Annotated in this window: 15 protein-coding genes and 1 tRNA gene; 7 read left to right on the top strand and 9 right to left on the bottom strand. The window is 69.1% G+C overall.

What is annotated here, in order from left to right; translation table 11 throughout:
- Positions 1-56: 56 nt before the first annotated feature.
- Complete coding sequence (locus tag KB221_02080) at positions 57-611, bottom strand: F0F1 ATP synthase subunit delta (GenBank protein WIY69823.1); 555 nt, start codon at positions 609-611, stop codon at positions 57-59.
- Positions 612-813: 202 nt separating this feature from the next.
- A complete protein-coding gene (locus tag KB221_02075; GenBank protein WIY69822.1) occupies positions 814-1,758 on the bottom strand; it encodes a DUF808 domain-containing protein in 945 nt (314 codons plus the stop codon).
- A 150-nt stretch (positions 1,759-1,908) separates the two neighbouring features.
- Between KB221_02075 and KB221_02070 the strand changes: the two genes are divergently transcribed.
- Together KB221_02070 and KB221_02065 are read left to right on the top strand one after the other, a co-directional pair.
- Positions 1,909-2,715, top strand: a complete 807-nt coding sequence (locus KB221_02070) for a TerC family protein (GenBank protein ID WIY69821.1) — start codon at positions 1,909-1,911, stop codon at positions 2,713-2,715.
- Between the two features lie 2 nt (positions 2,716-2,717).
- On the top strand, positions 2,718-3,509 hold the full coding sequence (locus tag KB221_02065) for a glutaminyl-peptide cyclotransferase (GenBank protein WIY69820.1): 792 nt from the start codon (positions 2,718-2,720) through the stop codon (positions 3,507-3,509).
- A 151-nt stretch (positions 3,510-3,660) separates the two neighbouring features.
- On the opposite strand, the gene KB221_02060 is transcribed toward KB221_02065, so the two are convergent.
- A complete protein-coding gene (locus tag KB221_02060; protein WIY69819.1) occupies positions 3,661-5,823 on the bottom strand; it encodes a primosomal protein N' in 2,163 nt (720 codons plus the stop codon).
- Between the two features lie 30 nt (positions 5,824-5,853).
- On the opposite strand from KB221_02060, the gene fsa reads away from it, so the two are divergent.
- The 4 genes from fsa to KB221_02040 are packed head-to-tail and all read left to right on the top strand — an operon-like array spanning position 5,854 to position 9,228.
- A complete protein-coding gene (gene fsa / locus KB221_02055; GenBank protein ID WIY69818.1) occupies positions 5,854-6,507 on the top strand; it encodes a fructose-6-phosphate aldolase in 654 nt (217 codons plus the stop codon).
- Positions 6,508-6,528: 21 nt separating this feature from the next.
- Positions 6,529-7,236 (top strand): DUF484 family protein, encoded by a 708-nt coding sequence (locus tag KB221_02050; protein ID WIY69817.1) that lies wholly within the window; start codon positions 6,529-6,531, stop codon positions 7,234-7,236.
- Positions 7,218-8,147 (top strand): tyrosine recombinase XerC, encoded by a 930-nt coding sequence (locus tag KB221_02045; protein ID WIY69816.1) that lies wholly within the window; start codon positions 7,218-7,220, stop codon positions 8,145-8,147. The genes KB221_02050 and KB221_02045 overlap by 19 nt, the downstream gene beginning before the upstream one ends.
- Positions 8,148-8,184: 37 nt before the next feature.
- Positions 8,185-9,228 carry an aspartyl protease family protein gene (locus tag KB221_02040; GenBank protein ID WIY69815.1) on the top strand — a complete coding sequence of 348 codons (1,044 nt, stop codon included), beginning with the start codon at positions 8,185-8,187 and terminating at the stop codon, positions 9,226-9,228.
- Here KB221_02040 and lpdA read toward each other — a convergent pair.
- The 4 genes from lpdA to KB221_02020 form a co-directional block, all read right to left on the bottom strand.
- Positions 9,225-10,640 (bottom strand): dihydrolipoyl dehydrogenase, encoded by a 1,416-nt coding sequence (gene lpdA / locus KB221_02035; GenBank protein WIY69814.1) that lies wholly within the window; start codon positions 10,638-10,640, stop codon positions 9,225-9,227. The two genes, KB221_02040 and lpdA, sit on opposite strands and share 4 nt — an antisense overlap.
- A gap of 118 nt (positions 10,641-10,758) precedes the next feature.
- Positions 10,759-11,250, bottom strand: coding sequence for a hypothetical protein (locus KB221_02030; protein WIY69813.1), 492 nt, complete (start codon positions 11,248-11,250; stop codon positions 10,759-10,761).
- Between the two features lie 65 nt (positions 11,251-11,315).
- Positions 11,316-13,103 (bottom strand): PAS domain-containing protein, encoded by a 1,788-nt coding sequence (locus KB221_02025; GenBank protein WIY69812.1) that lies wholly within the window; start codon positions 13,101-13,103, stop codon positions 11,316-11,318.
- Positions 13,104-13,317: 214 nt separating this feature from the next.
- On the bottom strand, positions 13,318-15,552 hold the full coding sequence (locus KB221_02020) for a TonB-dependent receptor (GenBank protein ID WIY69811.1): 2,235 nt from the start codon (positions 15,550-15,552) through the stop codon (positions 13,318-13,320).
- A 251-nt stretch (positions 15,553-15,803) separates the two neighbouring features.
- On the opposite strand from KB221_02020, the gene KB221_02015 reads away from it, so the two are divergent.
- Entirely contained in the window at positions 15,804-16,895 is a 1,092-nt protein-coding gene (locus KB221_02015; GenBank protein ID WIY69810.1) for a phytase, read from the top strand.
- Positions 16,896-17,112: 217 nt separating this feature from the next.
- On the opposite strand, the gene KB221_02010 is transcribed toward KB221_02015, so the two are convergent.
- Positions 17,113-17,187 (bottom strand) — tRNA-Gly (locus tag KB221_02010).
- 120 nt (positions 17,188-17,307) lie between these two features.
- Positions 17,308-18,090, bottom strand: coding sequence for an SDR family oxidoreductase (locus KB221_02005; protein ID WIY69809.1), 783 nt, complete (start codon positions 18,088-18,090; stop codon positions 17,308-17,310).
- Positions 18,091-18,138: the final 48 nt, after the last annotated feature.

Here is an 18,138-nt window from a genome sequence, read left to right as displayed (position 1 = left end):
TTATCGTCTTGTCAGCGCGCCGGTCGGGCGCGTTGAATTCTGGTGGGTCAGCGCGCTTACGCGCGCTTCAGGGCAAACTTCATCTGGTCGAGCTTGGTCTTCAGCGAGGCGTCGAAGAGTTTCGAGCCGACCTTGACCTTGAGGCCGCCCAGGATCGACGGATCGACGCGGGCGGTCATTTCGGGATCCTTGCCCAGCGAGGCGCGCAGCGCCGACTGGATGGACTTCATCTGGGCGGCGGTCAGCGGCTGGGCCGAGACGACCTCGGCGGCGACCACGCCGGTCTTCTTCGCGTACAGCAGGTCGAAACCGGCGATGACGGCGGTCAGATCGCGCGAGCGGCCGTTCTGGGCCAGCAGACCGAGGAAATTCTTCGTCACACCGTTGAACTTCGCCTTGTCGGCGATGGCGGTCAGACCCTTCTGCTGGTCCTCGGCGGCGATCACCGGCGACTGTGCCAGACGGCGCAGGTCAGCGCTCTCGTTCCAGGCCGCGCGCAGCGAGGCCAGGTCGGCGCGAACCGCCTCCAGGGCGCCCGTTTCATCAGCAAGGTCGAACAGCGCCTGTGCGTAGCGCTCGCCGACTTCCGTCGTCCTGTAGTCGTCAGCCACTAGTCATGTCCGCGCGGTTAGCGTTCGGGTTGGCGACCGGCGGCGTGTCCGCGCCAGTCAAAGGTCTGAAATGCTTTGAGAAAGCACTTGGGGGACGCGTCTTGCAACGCGCCCTCCGGCTCAGCCGGGCGCCTGATAGCATCGTAACCCCCCGACCGCAACCGAGGCGGCGGGTCGCAGTCCGTCTGATTGCCGCACCTTGTCAGTGGGCGGGGCGCTTGCCGCGGGGGATGACGTGCAGGATCGCCACGATCACCCCGCCGGTCACAAGCCCGACGATCGCCGAGGCCGAGGCCGTCACCAGCCATCCCGTTACGGGGCCGATGAGCGGAACCTGCCCGGCGGCGTGTCCCAGACCCTCGATCAGGCCGGGCAGGAGATCGAGATGGTATTCGTGCAGGCCGTGGACCAGAATCCCGCCGCCGACCCACAGCATGGCCCCGGTGCCGATCGTCGCCAGCGCGGCGAGCACCATCGGCATGGCGCGAACCAGGCCTCGCCCGAGGGCGCGGGTTGAAGCCAGGCGGCGCTCCGCCAGATGCAGGCCGATATCGTCCATCTTCACGATCAACGCGACCGCACCGTAGACCGCCACAGTGATCAGCAGTCCGACCACGGCCAGGGCCGCCGCCTGGGTCGCCAGCGGACGTTCGGCCAGGTCGGCCAGGGCGATGGCGGTGATCTCGGCCGAAAGGATCAGGTCGGTGCGGATGGCCGAGCCCACCATCTTCTTTTCCTGCTCTTCGGACGACAGGGCCAGTTCGTCCGGCGCGATCTCGCCATGGTCATGGCCCGCCAGCTTTTCCCAGATCTTCTCGGACGCCTCGAAACAGAGATAGGCACCGCCCATCATGAGCAGCGGCGTCAGGGCCCAGGGCGCAAAGGCGCTGATCAGCAGGGCCCCGGGCAGGAGAATCAGGAATTTGTTCTTCAGCGACCCGATGGCGATCTTGCCGATGATGGGCAGCTCGCGCTGGGGTGAGAAGCCCATCGCATAGCCGGGCGTCACCGCAGCGTCGTCAACCACGACCCCGGCGGCCTTGACGCCGGCGCGGCCGGCGGCGGCGGACACGTCATCGACCGAGGCGGCCGCCATTTTGGCGATCGCGGCGACGTCGTCGAGAAGGGCGGCAAGACCTGAGGGCACGCTTCACCTGACAGAACGAATGCAGTTCCTTTCTGGCTAGGCGAGCCCGGCAGCCGGGTCCAGTGGGCTGTTCCGGCGCGGCGCCCTGCCGCGCCCTTCCCCTACGGAAAATTCTGGCGCGACGTTCCCGGCTGGCATATCCCAAGGCACATGACCGAAATTACCGCACTCCTGTCCGACCCGGCCGCCTGGGCCGCCCTTATCACCCTCGTCGTCATGGAAGTCGTGCTGGGGATCGACAATCTGATCTTCATCTCGATCCTGTCGAACAAGCTGCCGCCAGAGCACCGGCAACGGGTTCGCCGCATCGGCATCTCGCTGGCCCTGATCATGCGCCTGGCCCTGCTGTCGATGATCGCCTGGATCGTCAGCCTGACCGCGCCGGTCTTTACCGTCATGGACAACGCCTTCTCCTGGAAGGACATGATCCTGATCGCGGGCGGCCTGTTCCTGCTCTGGAAGGCGACCAAGGAGATCCATCACAGCGTCGATCACTCCAAGAGCGATGACATGCTGGAGAAGGACAAGACCGACATGGTCATCTCCAACGTCGGCTCGGCCATTTTCCAGATCATCCTGCTGGACCTGGTGTTCTCGATCGACTCGATCCTGACCGCCGTCGGCATGACCGACCACCTGCCGATCATGGTCGTGGCCGTGCTGGTCGCCGTCGCGGTCATGCTGCTGGCCGCCGACCCGCTGGCAAACTTCATCAACGAGAACCCGACCGTGGTCATGCTGGCCCTCGGCTTCCTGCTGATGATCGGCATGGTGCTGATCGCCGAGGGCTTCGGGGCGCATGTGCCCAAGGGCTATATCTATACGGCCATGGCGTTCTCCGCCGCGGTCGAGGGTCTGAACATGGTCTCGCGCAGGGCACAGGTGAAGAAGGCCGCTGCCGCCGAGGCGCGCCTGGCCAGCCTCAACAAGGCGGAGACCGCCGAGCCGGGCATCTGATCATGAGGGTCGCGGCGCTCCTGTTCGCCCTGCTGCTGGTGCCGGTTCCGGCGGCGGCGCAGTCGACAGCAGCGCCCGCGGCCCCGGTCACGCCCGTGCCCGTCTATGGCTTCGAGGTCGTGCGCGCCTATCCGCACGACCCGGAGGCCTTCACCCAGGGACTGGTGTTCAGGAACGGCGAGCTTCTGGAAAGCACCGGCCGCTATCCCTCGACGGTCCGGCGCGTCCGGCTGGAGGACGGCGTCGTCCTGCAGCAGCGCCAGCTGGACGAGGAATATTTCGGTGAGGGGCTGACCGCGGTCGGCGACCGCGTCCTGACCCTGACCTGGAAGGGTGGCAAGGGCTTCATCTGGGACCCCGCGACGCTCGAGCCCGAAGGCCAGTTCACCTATGCGGGCGAGGGCTGGGGCCTGACCCACGACACGACGCGCCTGATCCTGTCCGACGGGACCGCGGCGCTGCGCTTCCTCGATCCGGCGACCCTGGCCGAGACCGGCCGCGTGCCCGTCACCCTGCAGGGCCGACCGGTCGGCCGGATCAACGAGCTGGAGTGGATCGAGGGCGAGGTCTTCGCCAACCTGTGGCAGACAGACTTTATCGTCCGTATCAACCCGACGACGGGGGCGATCACGGGCATCATCGACCTGACCGAACTGATGCCGGACCGCAGCGGGCTGGACCCGACCGACGCGGTCCTGAACGGCATCGCCTGGGACCCGGAGGGCCGCCGGCTGTTCGTGACCGGCAAGAACTGGCCGAAACTGTTCGAGATCCGGCTGACGGGGCCGCGCTAGCCTCGCTACGCGAGGCCAGCGCTTGTTCTTGTTGGGCCGCCGTCACAAGGCTCCGCCTTGTCGATCCGACGCGGCCTGGCGCTTCGCGCATGCCCGGAACGCCAACCCGCGCTCAAGCAGCGAGCGACCGCGTCGCGAGCGTTAGCGCCCCCTACAGGAAACTGTACGGGTCCACGTCCACGCTGAGGCGGACCGAGCCCGGAACCTTCACCCGCGCCAGCCAGGCCCGCAGGAAGCCCTGCAGGTCGACGTCGCGGTCGGCGCGGACCAGCAGGCGTTTGCGACGGCGGCCGCGCACCAGGGCCAGGGGGGCGTCGGCGGGGCCGTAGACTTCCAGGCGTTCGGCGTTGGGAATCGAACCGGCCAATTCCCGCGCCAATTTCTCCACCGCGACCGCATTTTCGCTCGACAGGATGATCGCCGCCAGCCGGCCGTACGGTGGCAGGAAGGCGGCCTCTCGCTCGGCCAGTTCGGCGGCGACGAAGGCGTCCCGGTCGCCGGCTGCCAGCGCCATCAGCACCGGATGCTCCGGCGTCCAGGTCTGCAGGATGGCGCGGCCCGGCTTGTCGGCCCGTCCGGCCCGGCCCGTGGCCTGGGTCAGCAGCTGGAAGGTGCGCTCCGCCGCCCGCAGGTCGCCGCCCCGCAGACCGAGGTCGGCATCGACCACGCCGACGAGAGTCAGCAGGGGGAAGTTGTGCCCCTTGGCCGCCGCCTGGGTGGCGACGAGGATGTCGATCTCGCCGTCGGTCATGCGCTGGATCAGGGCGCGGGCGGACTTCGCATCAGGCGTGGTGTCGGAGCTGAACACCGCCGTGCGGGCCTCGGGGAACAGCTGGCGCACCTCCTCCTCGACCCGCTCGACCCCGGGCCCGACCGAGACCAGGCTGTCGACCGCGCCGCAGGACGGGCAGAGTTTCGGCCGCGCCATGGTGAAGCCGGTCAGGTGGCAGATCAGCCGGCCGGTGTAGCGATGCTCGACCAGCCAGCTGTCGGTGTCGGGTGCCGTCATCCGGTGACCGCAGGTCCGGCACAGGACCACCGGCGCATAACCGCGCCGGTTCAGGAACAGCAGGGTCTGTTCGCCACGCGCGAACGTCTCGCCGATGGCTTCGCGCAGGGGCTGGGACAGCCAGGTCTGGGGGTCGGGCGGGCACTGTCGCAGATCCAGCAGGGTGACCTCGGGCAGGACCGCCGCCCCGTGCCGTGCGGCGAGCTTCAGCCAGCCGTAGCGGCCCTGATGGGCATTCCACAGGGTCTCCAGCGAGGGCGTGGCCGAGGCCAGCACCACCGTCGCGCCCTCGATCCGCGCCCGTGCCACGGCCAGGTCGCGGCCGTGATAGACCAGTCCCTCGTCCTGTTTGAACGAGCCGTCGTGCTCCTCATCGACGACGAGCAGCCGCAGATTGACGAACGGCAGGAACAGGGCCGATCGGGCCCCGACCACGATGTTGCAGCGGCCGGCGACCACCGCCTCCCAGACCTGCCGCCGGCGCGGCGGGGCGACCCCGGAGTGCCACTCGGCCGGCGCAACGCCGAAACGGGCGGTGATGCGCGCGATCAGGTCCTGGGTCAGGGCGATCTCGGGCAGCAGGATCAGGATCTGCGCCGACGGCTCGGCCTTCAGGGTCCGCGCCGCCGCCTCCAGATAGGCCTCGGTCTTGCCCGAGCCGGTGACCCCGTCGAGCAGGAAGGGGGCGAAGCCGCCCTTCATTGTGGCTTCAGCCATAGCCGAGGCCGCCGCCGCCTGATCCGGATTGAGCGCCGCGGGGGCGTGATCGGGGTCGGGCGGGTCGAAGGCGGCGACCGCCTCGATCTCGATGACCTCGAGAACACCCTCGTCGAGCAGCCCCTTGACCACGCCGGAGGAGACACCTGCCGCCCGCGCCAGGTCCGGCCCGGCCATGGACCGCTGGCCGAGGGCCTCGAGCACTGCCGCGCGGGGCGCGGTCAGCTTGGCAGGCGCGCGGTCCCCGACCCGCCGGACGCGCCGCTCGGGCCGCGGGCGAGGCGCGCGCAGGCCCTTCAACGCCGCCGCCGCCATCTCGCCGGGCGCGCTGAGCGTCCAGCGCGCGGCCCATTCGACGAAGTCCACGGTGCGTTCGGGCAGGCGCGGATCATCCAACAAATGGTCGATCGCCTTGAGCCGCCGGTTGGAGCCGGTCGTCTCGCGCGCCTCGGACACCACCCCCCGCATCAGCCGCGGGCCCAGTGGCACGGCGACCTGATCACCGCGGGTCACATCCATGCCTTCGGGGACCTCGTAGTCGAAGGCCTCGGACACCGGCAGGGGAATGAGGACGCTGGCGACTTTCACCGCCGGGTCCGCTCCGCTAGAGAGACGCTCATGAAACTCTTTCTCGACACAGCCGACGTCGCCGTCATCAAGGACATGGTCCCCACCGGCATGGTGGACGGCGTCACCACCAATCCCTCGCTGATCGCCAAATCCGGTCGCAACATCGCCGAGGTCATCGCCGAGATTTGCGCCCTCGTCGAGGGGCCGATCTCCGCCGAGGCCGTGGCGACCGATTTCGAGACCATGGTGAAGGAGGGCGACAAGCTCGCCGCCATCGCCCCGAACGTGGTGGTGAAGCTGCCCCTGACCTGGGACGGGCTGCGCGCGGCGCGAGCCTTCGCCGACAAGGGGATCCGGACCAACGTCACCCTGTGCTTCTCGGCCGCCCAGGCCATGCTGGCCGCCAAGGCCGGCGCCACCTTCATCTCGCCCTTCGTCGGCCGGCTGGAAGACCACGGTGCCGACGGCATCGGCCTGCTGGAAGAGATCCGGGTGCTGTATGACGTGCACGGCTTCGACACGCAGATTCTGGCCGCGTCCCTGCGCAATCCGAACCATGTCAGCGCGGCCGCGGTCGCCGGCGCCGACGCCGCGACCATCCCGGCCGACGTTTTCAAGGCGCTGGTCAAGCACCCGTTAACCGACAAGGGGCTTGATGCCTTCCTGGCGGACTGGGGCAAGACGGGCCAGTCCATCCTGTAGTGTCACCTCGAGGAGAGGTCTTTGAGCGGCAAGCCTGACCTCTTTTCGAAGCTTCCGCCGGCCGAGCCCCACTGGCCGGAGATCCGCGCCTGGCTGCAGGCCAACCCCCAGACCCTGCTGGACGACCGGTCCCTGCTGGAGGAGATCGGCCTGAAGCCGCACGGCCGCAACGTGGTGGAGTTCGGCCGCGCCGCCCTGACGAAGCTGGAAGAGGCCGCGGAGCGCGAGGCCGACGCCCGCAAACGGATTGAATCCATCGCCCGGGCCAATTTCGCCGCCCAGACCCAGACCCATGTGGCGGCGCTCGACCTGATGGAGGCGCGCAATCCCTCCGATCTGGCCCGCCGGCTCGATGCGGTGGCGCAGGGCCGGTTCGGCCTGGCCGGCGCGGCCATCGCCCTGGAGAAGCCCGGCGGCGTGCCGTTCGGCTGGCGCGGCCTGGAGGCCAACGGGGTCGATGGTCTGCTGGGCGAGCACGGCCTGACCTGGCTGGGACCCAATTTTGACGGGCTGAACCTGTTCGGTGCCAATGAGGCCGAGGTGAAGTCGGTCGCCCTGATCCGCATGGCTCCGCAGTTCCCCGGCGCGGAACCCGCCGCCCGCCATGCCATCTGCGCCTTCGGCTCGCCCGATGAGGACGGTTTCACCCCCACCATGGGCTGCGAACTGGTGGCCTTCATCGCCCGGGTGGTGGAACGGACAGCCGAGCGATGGCCGATCCTCAACTGAGCGCGGACGAGGCCCTCGCGGCCTGGCTGGAGCATCTGGCCCACGAGCGGCGGCTGGCCCCGAACACGCTGGAAGCCTATGGCCGCATCGGCCGGCTGTATCTCGCCTTTCTGGCGCAGCACCGGGGCGGGCCGCAGCGACTGGCCGACCTCGGAACGGTCACTGCTGCCGAGGTGCGGGGCCATCTGGCGGAACGCCGCTCGGGCGACCATCCGCTGGCGGCGCGGTCGATCAGCCAGACTCTGTCAGCCATTCGTGCCTTCCACGGCTTCCTCGACCGGCGCTGCGGCACGCCCGCCCCGCAGCTGGCGCTGGTGCGCGGCCCCCGGATCAAGACGTCCCTGCCCCGCCCCGTCAGCGAGGACCAGGCGCGCGGCCTGTTGCAGGAGACCGACGCCGACCCTGACGCCGAGGCCTGGGAGGCCGCCCGCGACCGCGCCGTCCTGACCCTGCTGTACGGCTGCGGCCTGCGGATATCGGAGGGCCTGTCCCTGAGCCGGTCCGACGCCCCCCTGCCCGAGACCCTGCGCATCACCGGCAAGGGCGGCAAGACGCGGCTGGCCCCCGTCCTGCCCGCGGTGCGCGAGGCGGTGGACGGCTATCTGGCCCTGCAGCCCTTCCCGCTGGCGCCGGCCGACGCCCTGTTCCGCGCGCGCCGCGGCGGGCCGCTGACACCGCGCCATGTCCAGGCCATGGTCCAGCGCCTGCGCGGCCGGCTGGGCCTGCCCGCCACGGCCACGCCGCACGCCCTGCGCCACAGCTTCGCCACCCATCTTCTGGGTGCCGGCGCCGACCTGCGCTCGATCCAGGAACTTCTGGGCCACGCCAGCCTGTCGACGACCCAGAAATACACCGCCGTCGACGCCCAGAGGCTGTTGGACGCATATTCCGGCGCTCATCCCAGGCGCTGACGGCCCCGGGCTGGTCAGCGTCACTCAAGGAGGTAAAGTGACGCTCGAAACCGCTGGGGAGGCGGCGCTGAGCGTACGGGATTTTCAGGGCCTGGATCGTCGCGGCCTGATCGCCGGCCTGACCGCAGCCGTCGGCATGGGCGCAGCCCGGCCCGCCGCGGCCCAGGACGCGCCCGAAGCGCCGGATCCCGGGTTAGACACACAGCCGATCCAGCTGCTCGCCAACCTGTTCACACGGGTCGGGGCGGCGGTCTTCATCAACAACCGTGGTCCGTTCACCTTCGTGATCGACACCGGCGCCGGCACCACCTCCATCGCCGACAGCCTGGCGGATCAGCTGGCCCTGCCGGCGCTCCAGCCGGTCATGGTGCACGGCATCACCGAGGCGCGCATCACCCGCAGCGTGGCGGTGAGCCGGCTGCAGCTCAGCGGCCTGGGGTTCCGCGACCTGACCTGTCCCGTCTTCGAGCGCGACCAGCTGGGTGCCGACGGCCTGATTGGCCTCGACGTTCTGGGGCGTTTCAAGCTTCGCTTCGACGTCGTGCGGCGCGCGGCCAGCCTGACCATGCGCGGCGTCGCCGTCATCATGGGCGGAGACATGCAGACCGGCTCGCGCATTCGCCGGGACGGACTGCGGGCGACGACCGGCCCCTTCGGCCAGATGATGCTGACCCAGGTGACCGTGGACGGCCAGCCGACCGTCGCCTTCATCGACAGCGGGGCCCAGTATTCGATCGGCAACCTCGCGCTTCGGCGGGCGATCGCGGTGCGCCGCCGGGACGGCGGGCGTCTGGCGCGGTCGGTGCCCATCTATGGGGTGACAGGCCAGAGCCTGAGCGCCGACCTGGCGCAGGTCGACGACCTGCGGCTGGGCGCGACCCGGCTCGGGGCCACCCCGATGCTGTTCGCTGACCTGCACGCTTTCGACACCCTGGGCCTGAGCAACCGACCGGCCCTGCTGATCGGTGCCGACCTGCTGGGCCGGTTCCGCGAGGTGACGCTCGACTTCCCCGCCGACACGGTGACCTTCTCCGGCCTGCGCCGCCAGTCGACGCGAACGCTGGAGCTTCCGGGCGGTTAGGCCTGCATCGTCCAGCCCTCAACGCCCATGGCCGCCTGTTTGACGGCCTCCGAGCGGGTCGGGTGGGGATGGCAGACGCGGGCGATATCTTCCGACGAACCGCCGAAGGCCATGGCCACACAGGCCTCGCCGATCATCTCGCCCGCCTGGGGCCCCATGATGTGGACGCCGAGGATCCGGTCGGTCGCGGCGTCGGCCAGCACCTTGGCGAAGCCGTCGGTCTCATGGTTGATCTTCGCCCGGCTGTTGGCGGTGAACGGGAATTTGCCGCTCTTGTAGGCGACCCCGGCGGCCTTCAGCTGGTCTTCGGTCTGGCCCACCCAGGCGACCTCGGGAGCGGTGTAGACCACGCTGGGGACCAGGTTGTAGTCGACGTGACCGGCCTTGCCCGCGATCAGTTCGATGACCGCGACGGAGTCTTCCTCAGCCTTGTGGGCCAGCATCGGGCCGTGGGTGACGTCGCCGATGACCCAGACACCTTCCGCCACCTTGAAGTGGTCGTTGTCGAGGAATCCACGCTTGTCCGGCGTGACGCCCACCGTCTCCAGACCCAGACCCTCGGTGTAGGGACGGCGGCCGATGGCGACGAGGACGACGTCGCCCTTCAGCGTCTCGGCGGCACCGCCCGCGGCGGGCTCGACGGTCAGCTCGACGCCGTCCTTCGACGATTTCGCCGCCGTGACCTTCGATCCCAGTTTGAAGGTCATGCCCTGTTTGGTCAGGCTGCGCTGGAAGGCCTTGGCCAGGTCGCTGTCCATGCCGGGGGTGATGCGATCGAGGTATTCGACCACCGTCACCTGCGCCCCCAGACGACGCCAGACCGAGCCGAGTTCAAGGCCGATGATGCCGGCACCGACCACGATCAGGTGCTTCGGCAGGACGGGCAGCGACAGGGCACCGGTGGAGTCCACCACCTTGCCGTCCTCGAAGGCCACGCCCGGCAGGGGGGTGGGTTCCGAGCCGGTGGCGATGACGATGTTCTTCGCGGACAGGGTGCTGACCGTTCCGTCCGCGGCGGTGACCTCGACCTTGCCGGTGCCGGCGATGCGGCCGCGGCCGCGGACCCAGTCGACCTTGTTCTTCTTGAACAGGAATTCGATGCCCTTGGTCAGGGCGGTCACGCTCTCGGACTTCTGCGCCATCATCTGCGCCAGATTGAGCTTCGGCGTCACCTCGATGCCGAGGCCGGCGAATTCCTTGCCCGCCATCTCATAGAGTTCCGACGCGTGCAGCAGGGCCTTGGAGGGCATGCAGCCGACGTTCAGGCAGGTCCCCCCCAGGGTCTCGCGCATCTCGACACAGGCGGCGGTCAGGCCCAGCTGGCCCGCCCGGATGGCGGCATTATAGCCGCCCGGACCGCCGCCGATGATGACGACGTCATACGAGGCGCTGGAAACGGCGGCTTCGGCCATGGAATCTCTCGGGTCTGTCTTGGGCGCGGAAAGGCGCGCGGAACCTAACGGCCCGCCCGCAAGGGTCAACCGTCACCCCGCATATAGGGGGCTTCGCGGCCAATCCGCAGCCGTGACTTCAGAAATTCAGCTGGTCCGCTTCGCGCCTGCGCCGCACGCGCCGGCTGGCCACGACGACCAGAACGCCCAGCAGGAAGACCGCGCCGAGCACCAGCCAGACCGGATCGACCGGCAGGCCACCCAGGCTTTCCGGCGCGGCCATGGGGGTCGGGCCGGCGGAGCGGGCGGCGACGTCGCCACCACCGTTCTGGTCCAGCGCCAGCCGCAGGACGGCGTCGGCGATGAAGCCGAGGAAATAGGCCACAGCGGCCTTGGGATTGCCCGAGCCCAGCAGCAAAGCCGCGATCAGATACAGGCCCACCGCCCCCGCCCACAGGGTCCAGGCCGGCAGGAAGCCGAACAGGTCGCCGCCGGACTGTGCCTCGGCCCCCATGCGCGACGCCGCCACATCCGGTCCGGAGCCTTCGAGGAATGGAGAGATGAACGGCCAGGCCAGCCAGCCAGCGTAGCCGATGACCGCGAGGACGACGATGAATCGCAACAGCTTCATAAAGAACCTCCCGCCCCCGCGTTAACTACCATACCCCCGCCCGACGAACGGTGGAAGGCGGCGGCTCAGGCTGCGTTGGGCAGGGTGATGGAGACCTCGGCACCCTCGCCGGGCGCACTGTCGATCGACAGGACGCCGCCGCACTGGCGGGCGAAGGCATAGGCCTGGGACAGGCCCAGACCGGCCGCGCCCTCGCGGGTGGTGAAGAAGGGCTCGACCGCGCGGGCGGCCAGGTCGCGGTCCATGCCCGGGCCGCTGTCCCGCACGCTCAGGCGGACGCCGCCCTCGAGCATGGTCTCCAGCCGCACCGCGACCGAGCCCCGACCCGCGACGGCCTCAACGGCGTTGCGGGTGAGACTCTGGACTGCGCCCTCGAAGGCGACCGGGTCCAGGCTGACGGGCGCAGCCTCTGACGGGCCTTCGATCATCAGGTCCACATTCGGCCCGGCGAGGGCGCGCAGACGGGTCTCCATGCCACGCAGCAGCACCCCGGCGTCGAGGACGCGCAGCACCGGTTCGTCGTCGCCCTGCGAGAAGGCGGTCAGACGGCGGGTCAGAAGCTCGCCCCGCTGGCCCGCGGCCAGCGCGGCCTGGCCGATGCGGCGGACCCGGGCAGGGTCGTCGGCCTGGCGCAGCATCATGTCGAGTGCGCCGGTCATGACGCCCAGCAGGGCGTTGAAATCGTGTGCCAGTCCGCCGGTCAGGCGGCCGACGTTCTCCATGCGGCGCCCCCCGGCCAGCTCGGCCTCGGCGTCCTCGCCGGCCTTGCGCGCGGCGGCATAGGCGGCCCGGGCTTCCTCGCGAGCGGCGGCGGCGGCGGCGATCGCCTCCTCGGCCTGCTGGCGCGCGGTCTCGGCGGCTTCGCGCAGGGCGAGGGTCTCGTCGGAGACGGCTTCAGGCGCGGCCGGCGTCTCGATAACCACCGGTTCGGCGGTCGGAGTCGGCTCAGCCCGCTCGCCGGCCAGCAACAGGGCGTCGACGCGGCCGTCGGTGTCGGTCAGCGGCAGCATGGACCAGCGGATGCCTTCCTCGGCACCGCGGCGCGAGACGAAGGGCTCGGCCTCGCCCGCCGGAGCGGACAGGGCGGCGCGCAGGGCCTGACGGCCTTCGACGCGCTCGTCCTCAGCGAGGAACAGGTCGGAGAAGTCGCCCTCGGCTTCGGGGCGACCGAGCACCAGCAGGGCGGTGCGGTTCGCCTCACGAACCCGGCCGTCGGCACCGACCACGATCAGGGCGCTGGAGGCGGCGTCAAAGACGCGGCGGGTCAGGTCGTCCGACGGGGCCGCGGCGGGCTCCGGCATGAACTGTTCCGGGGTCTGCAGGCCTTCGGTCTCGACGATGGCGGCGGTCGAGCCGGTGACCTGGCCCAGTTCGTTCTCGATCGGCATGGCCGTAACCGAGACCAGCATCTTGCGGCGCGAGGCGGGGTTGGCCAGCAGATGCTGGAAGCCGCGCACCGTCTGGCCACGCAGGGCGCGGGCGCTGGGCAGCAGGTCCGGCGGCACGGGCCGGCCGTCGGGGAAGGTGATGCCCCAGGTCGCGGAATGGAACCGCAGCCCGATCAGTTCGGCATCCTTGCGGCCCAGCAGCTGGTGGGCGGCGCGGTTGGCGAAGACGAATTTGCCTTGCAGGTCGGTCTCGACCAGGGCCACGGGAATGGCGTTCAGGGTTTCGAACAGGCGCTTCTGGGAATCGTCGGCGACGCGCTGGACCAGATCAAGCTGATCGGAGGTGCTGACATGGCGCGTACCGTTGCGGAAGGCGAACCACAGGGCGACCAGCCCCACGATCCAGCCCACGGCGGCGACCGCCCCCAACACCCACATCCAGTTCACCTGGCCTTCGAGAAACATGCGACCCGACTGTCCCGTTCTGGCGCCACATGCGCCTGTCCGGGAGACACCTTGCAAACGGCGAACCGAACCGGCCCGCTTTCGCCCCGAAGGCGACCTAGCCGGGCTTTCGTCCGCCGTCCAGCGTCACCGTGCCGGATCAGGACAGCAGACAGGAAAAGAGGCCGGGCGTCGCCGCCCGGCCTCATCCTCGTGTGGACTGATGTGCCCCTGATCAGAAGGCGACGCGCATCACCAGCTGATAAACCGGGCCGGCGGACTCGGTTTCCAGCTCGTACTCGTCGTAGACGCGGTTTTCCTGGTCGTCCTGGTCGTTGAACTTGTCGAACCCCTCATCCTTCGAACTGTCGAGCAGATTGGACCCGGTCAGGCGGATGACGGTGTTGGAGAAGATCTGCTTCTCGATGAACACTTCCAGATCGGCACCGTAGGCGGTCCCGACCTCTTCCGCATAGACGCGGCCGAAGGCGCCGGCCTGTTTGCGATAGGTGGCACCGAACGCCGCGCCCCAGGTCGGAATGTCGTGGGTAAAGCCGAAGTTGTAGACATAGTCCGACTGGTCGTTGAAGCGGCGCTCGCCGAGAGCGTCCTCGACGTTGCTGTCCAGCCAGGAGGCGTTCAGGAACACGCCCGTGGTCTCCATGCCGATGAAGTCCAGCGGCGTGGAGAGGTCGAACTCGACACCATAGACCTGGCCGTCGCCGACATTGTCGATCGACTCGATGAAGGTGCCCGGCCCGCCGCTGCCCTCCAGGCCCGTGTTGACGTCCTCGATCAGATCCGTGACGTCGCGATAGAAGGCATTGATGCCGATCACACCGCGGCGACCCAGGCGGCGCTCGAAGCCGAGGTCCACACCCCAGGCCGTTTCGGGCTCGAGCAGCGGGTTACCGCGGAAATCGTTGTCACCGCGCTCCTCTTCCAGGGTCACCGGGGCCAGGTCGTCGAAATCGGCACGGCGGACGGTGCGGGCGACCGACAGCGTCAGGCGGTCCGAGTCCGACAGGCGGTAGCGCAGGCTGGCCGAGGGCAGCAGGACGGCGAAGTCATTGTCGATGCCGGCGATGGTCGTGTCGGTGGTCTCATAGCGCAGGCCGGCCTCCCACTTCAGGGCGCCGCTCTCGCCCGAGAACATCAGATAGGGGTCGAACCGGGTCTCTTCGATGACGTAGCTGTTGGTGTTGAACACGAACGGCGGCTGGGCCGGACGCGGGGTCGGCGCGTTGGGAATGGTGAAGCGGACCCGGTTGGCCACCACCGTGGTGGAGTCGCGGTCCTTGCTCACCGCCTGGATGCCGAACTCCATCTCGACATTGTCGCTGATCGGGCGGCTGTGCTCGAGGGCGAACGAGACTTCCTCGTCCTGCAGGTCACGGATCTCCAGATCGGCGGTGAAGCGGTCCTCTTCGGGGAAGGGCAGGCCGTCACGCAGGTATTCCGCCTCGTTCTCGAACTCCGTCTGCGCGTCGTCGAAGGAGGCGTAGCCCAGCTTGATCCGGGTCTCGCCGCCCAGCATTTCGCGCTCATAGCGGGCGCGGAGGGCCAGGTTGTCGGTCTGGATGTCGATGTCGTTGTCGTTGATGGTCAGCAGGTTGGCATCGTTCTCAATGCCGTTGCGGTACTCGATCGAGTCCTCGTCCTGCAGGCGGTCGGTGCGCACGAACACGCCGGACAGATCCAGCGACCCGCCGCCGACCTCGACCTCATAGGCGGCGTTGAAGGAATAGTCGGTGCCGTCGCGGACGTCGGTCTGGACCTCGGTGTTGACGAGCGTGCCACCCGGCTGGTCGAAGCGCTGGCTGTATTTGTTCTTCGGATTGCGGCGGTCCTGCACGCTGGCACCCAGCAGCAAGCGGCCCGGTCCGACCTCGCCGCCGTAGACGGCACCGAAGGTGCCGCCGATCTCATCGTCAGGGAACAGCAGGGCGCCGGCGCGGATGTAGCCGCCGTCCAGCGACAGGGCGTCACGCAGCACGATGTTGATGGTTCCAGCCAGGGCGTCGCCCGACCGGTTGGCCGAGGAGGATCGCACCAGCTCGACCCGCTCGATCAGCTCGGCCGGAATACGGTCGACGAAGAAGGAGCGGTCAGCCTCGCCGCCGGGCACCCGCTCGCCGTTGATCAGGATCTGCGTATAGCCCGGGTTCAGACCCCGCATGCGGACGCCGTCCGACTCGAGAATGTCCGACAGGAAGGTCACGCTGGGGACCCGCTTGAGCGCGTCGCCGACCGTCAGGGGCTCGAAGCGCTGGAAGAACTCCAGGTCATAGGACAGGGTCGAGACCACGTCGTCGGTGCGGTTGCGCATGATCGGCTCGCCGGCGACGATCACCTCGTCCAGCGACGAGACGGGGCCCTGCGGCGCGGTGTCCGGGCCCGACTGGGCGAAGGCGGCGCCGGCAAAGGCGAGCGGCGCAAGCGCGGCGCCGAGCAGAAGTCCGAGTTTCATGACAAGCATCCCGATGGCCCGGTCGCCCCCACGGTCGCCGGTTCTGACGGCCCAGCTAGGCGGTCGGAGCGACGCGGACACGACGATTTGGCGAAGCCGGTTTGGCGTTTTTCGAACGCCAAGGTGACGCTTGTTCCGATGCCGGAGAGACTTTCATCGGGATGACGCTGTTCTGTCACCGACCCTTGCGTTGACGGGTCCGGGGCCCCGTGTTCTGGCGCGACGATCCCGATCCATCACAGGCGCGCTCCATGTTTGTCCGCACCCTGACCACGCTTGCCGCGTCGGCTCTGCTCCTGACCGCCTGCGCGACCCCGGAGGTCGATTTCCAGGGCGAGGGGGAGGGTTTCGTCGGCCAGGGCGCGGGCGTCACGGCCCGGCTTGAGACGCCCTCGGTCGGGACGGCCGGACAGGACGCCGCCGACGATCCGGCGATCTGGGCCGGCGACGCGCCCGTCATGATCGGCGGCGTGTCCACGCGCGGCTTCGTCGCCGGAACGGACAAGAAGGCCGGCCTGTACATCTACGGCCTGGACGGAGCCGTCCTGCAGTTCCTGCCTGAAGGCCTGCTGAACAATGTCGATCTGACCGAAGGCCTGACCGTGGGCGGCCGGCCGCAGGTGGTGCTCGGTGCCAGCGACCGCACACCGGGCAAGACCGGTGTCGCCCTGTATCTGTTCGACCCCGCCGACGCGACGGGCGTGCGCCCCTGGGGTGCCGTCACCACCGACGTGGTCGAGCCCTACGGCTTCTGCTTCGCCCGCCGCGGCACCGAGATCCACGCCGTGCTGGTCGGACACGAGGGCGAGGTGCGCCAGTTCGTCCTGACGGCCGAGGCCACGGGCGCGCCGTCGGCCCGCGAGGTGCGCCGCTTTGACGTCGGGACGATTTCGGAAGGCTGCGCCGCCGACGAGGCCACCGATGCCCTCTATATCGCCGAAGAGAACGTCGGCCTCTGGCGCTACGGCCTCGATCCGGCGGCCGGCGCGGGGCGGACCCTGGTCCAGCCGATCGCGCCGGGCGTCCTCGTCGCGGACGCCGAGGGGCTGACCATCCTTGAGGACGGCGCCGCCCGGTATCTGATCGGTTCGAGCCAGGGCGATTCGACCTTCCCCGTCTGGCGCATCGATGGTGCCGCTCCGGTCTATGCGGGCCGGTTCGTGGTCCAGGACGGCACCGTCGATCGCGTCACCGGAACAGACGGCCTGGCCGCCCGGGGCGGTCCGGTCGGCGACGCCTTCCCGGAAGGACTGGTGGTCGTCCAGGACGACATCAACGACGCCGGGACGCAGAATTTCAAATACATCGACTGGCGCGACATCCGGACTGCGCTCGGGCTGTAGCCCGGGCGGACGCGGCTGCGGACGCGGCAGGTCCATCACCGATCTGCGCCCAGGGCTCCAGAATGCAAAAAAGCCCGGCCGAGGCCGGGCTTTTTCGTGTTCCAACTGGAGCGGGCGAAGAGATTCGAACTCTCGACCCCAACCTTGGCAAACTCAGGCGGCCCGTGGCGCCAAAAAGCAAAAAGCCCGGCCGAAGCCGAGCTTTTCAGGTTCCAACTGGAGCGGGCGAAGAGATTCGAACTCTCGACCCCAACCTTGGCAAGGTTGTGCTCTACCACTGAGCTACGCCCGCACTTCAGTCGGAGGCGGGCGTATACCGAGCGGCCCGGTCCCTCGCAAGTCCCCTGCGCACATTTCCTTGCGCTCAAGCAGCGAGGCTCCGCGAGCCGAGCGTTAGCGCCCTGCCCGCGCGTCAGCGCGGGGCGAGCCGAATGGCTCCATCAAGCCGGATGCATTCGCCGTTGATGTAGACGTTGCGGGCCAGTTCCAGCACCAGCGAGGCGTAGTCGGCGGGCGTGCCGAGGCGGCTCGGGAAGGGGATGGCGGCGGCGAGGGCGTCCTGGATCTTCTGGTCCATGCCGGCCATCATCGGCGTCCACATGATCCCCGGCAGGATGGTGTTGCAGCGGATGCCTTCCTGGGCGAGGTCGCGGGCGACCGGCAGGGTCATGGCATAGACGCCGCCCTTGGAGGCCGAATAGGCCGCCTGGCCGATCTGGCCGTCCTGGGCCGCCACCGAGGCGGTGTTGACGATCAGGCCCCGCTCGCCGTCGGCCATGGGCTCCAGCGTGACCATGCCGGCCGCCGACTGGCTGAGGACGCGGAAGGTGCCGAACAGATTGACCCGCACGGTGCGTTCGAAGCCGGCCATGTCATGGGCGCGGATCTCGCCGGTGTCCTTCTTGCGGCTGACCGTCTTCTGGCCCGTGGCGATGCCGGCGCAGTTGACCGTCAGACGCTCCTGGCCGTGCGCGGCGCGAGCCCTGGCGAAGGCGGCGGCGACAGATGCGTCGTCGGTGACGTCGACCTTGCAGAAAACGCCGCCGATTTCGGCCGCGATGGCCTCGCCGCGCTCTTCATTGAGATCGAACAGGGCGACCCTGGCGCCAGTGGCCGCGATGGCCCGCGCCGTCCCCTCGCCGAGGCCCGAGGCTCCGCCCGTCACCACCGCCGCAATCGACCCGTCGAGTTTCATGGCCGGAGCCCCTATGTTGAGATTGAACCTGAGATCAGTCGCGGGGAT

This window comes from Aquidulcibacter paucihalophilus, from assembly GCA_030285985.1.
Lineage (GTDB): Bacteria > Pseudomonadota > Alphaproteobacteria > Caulobacterales > Caulobacteraceae > Brevundimonas.
Note: the sequence above shows the minus strand (reverse complement) of the source record. Positions and strands in the feature narration are given on the sequence as shown.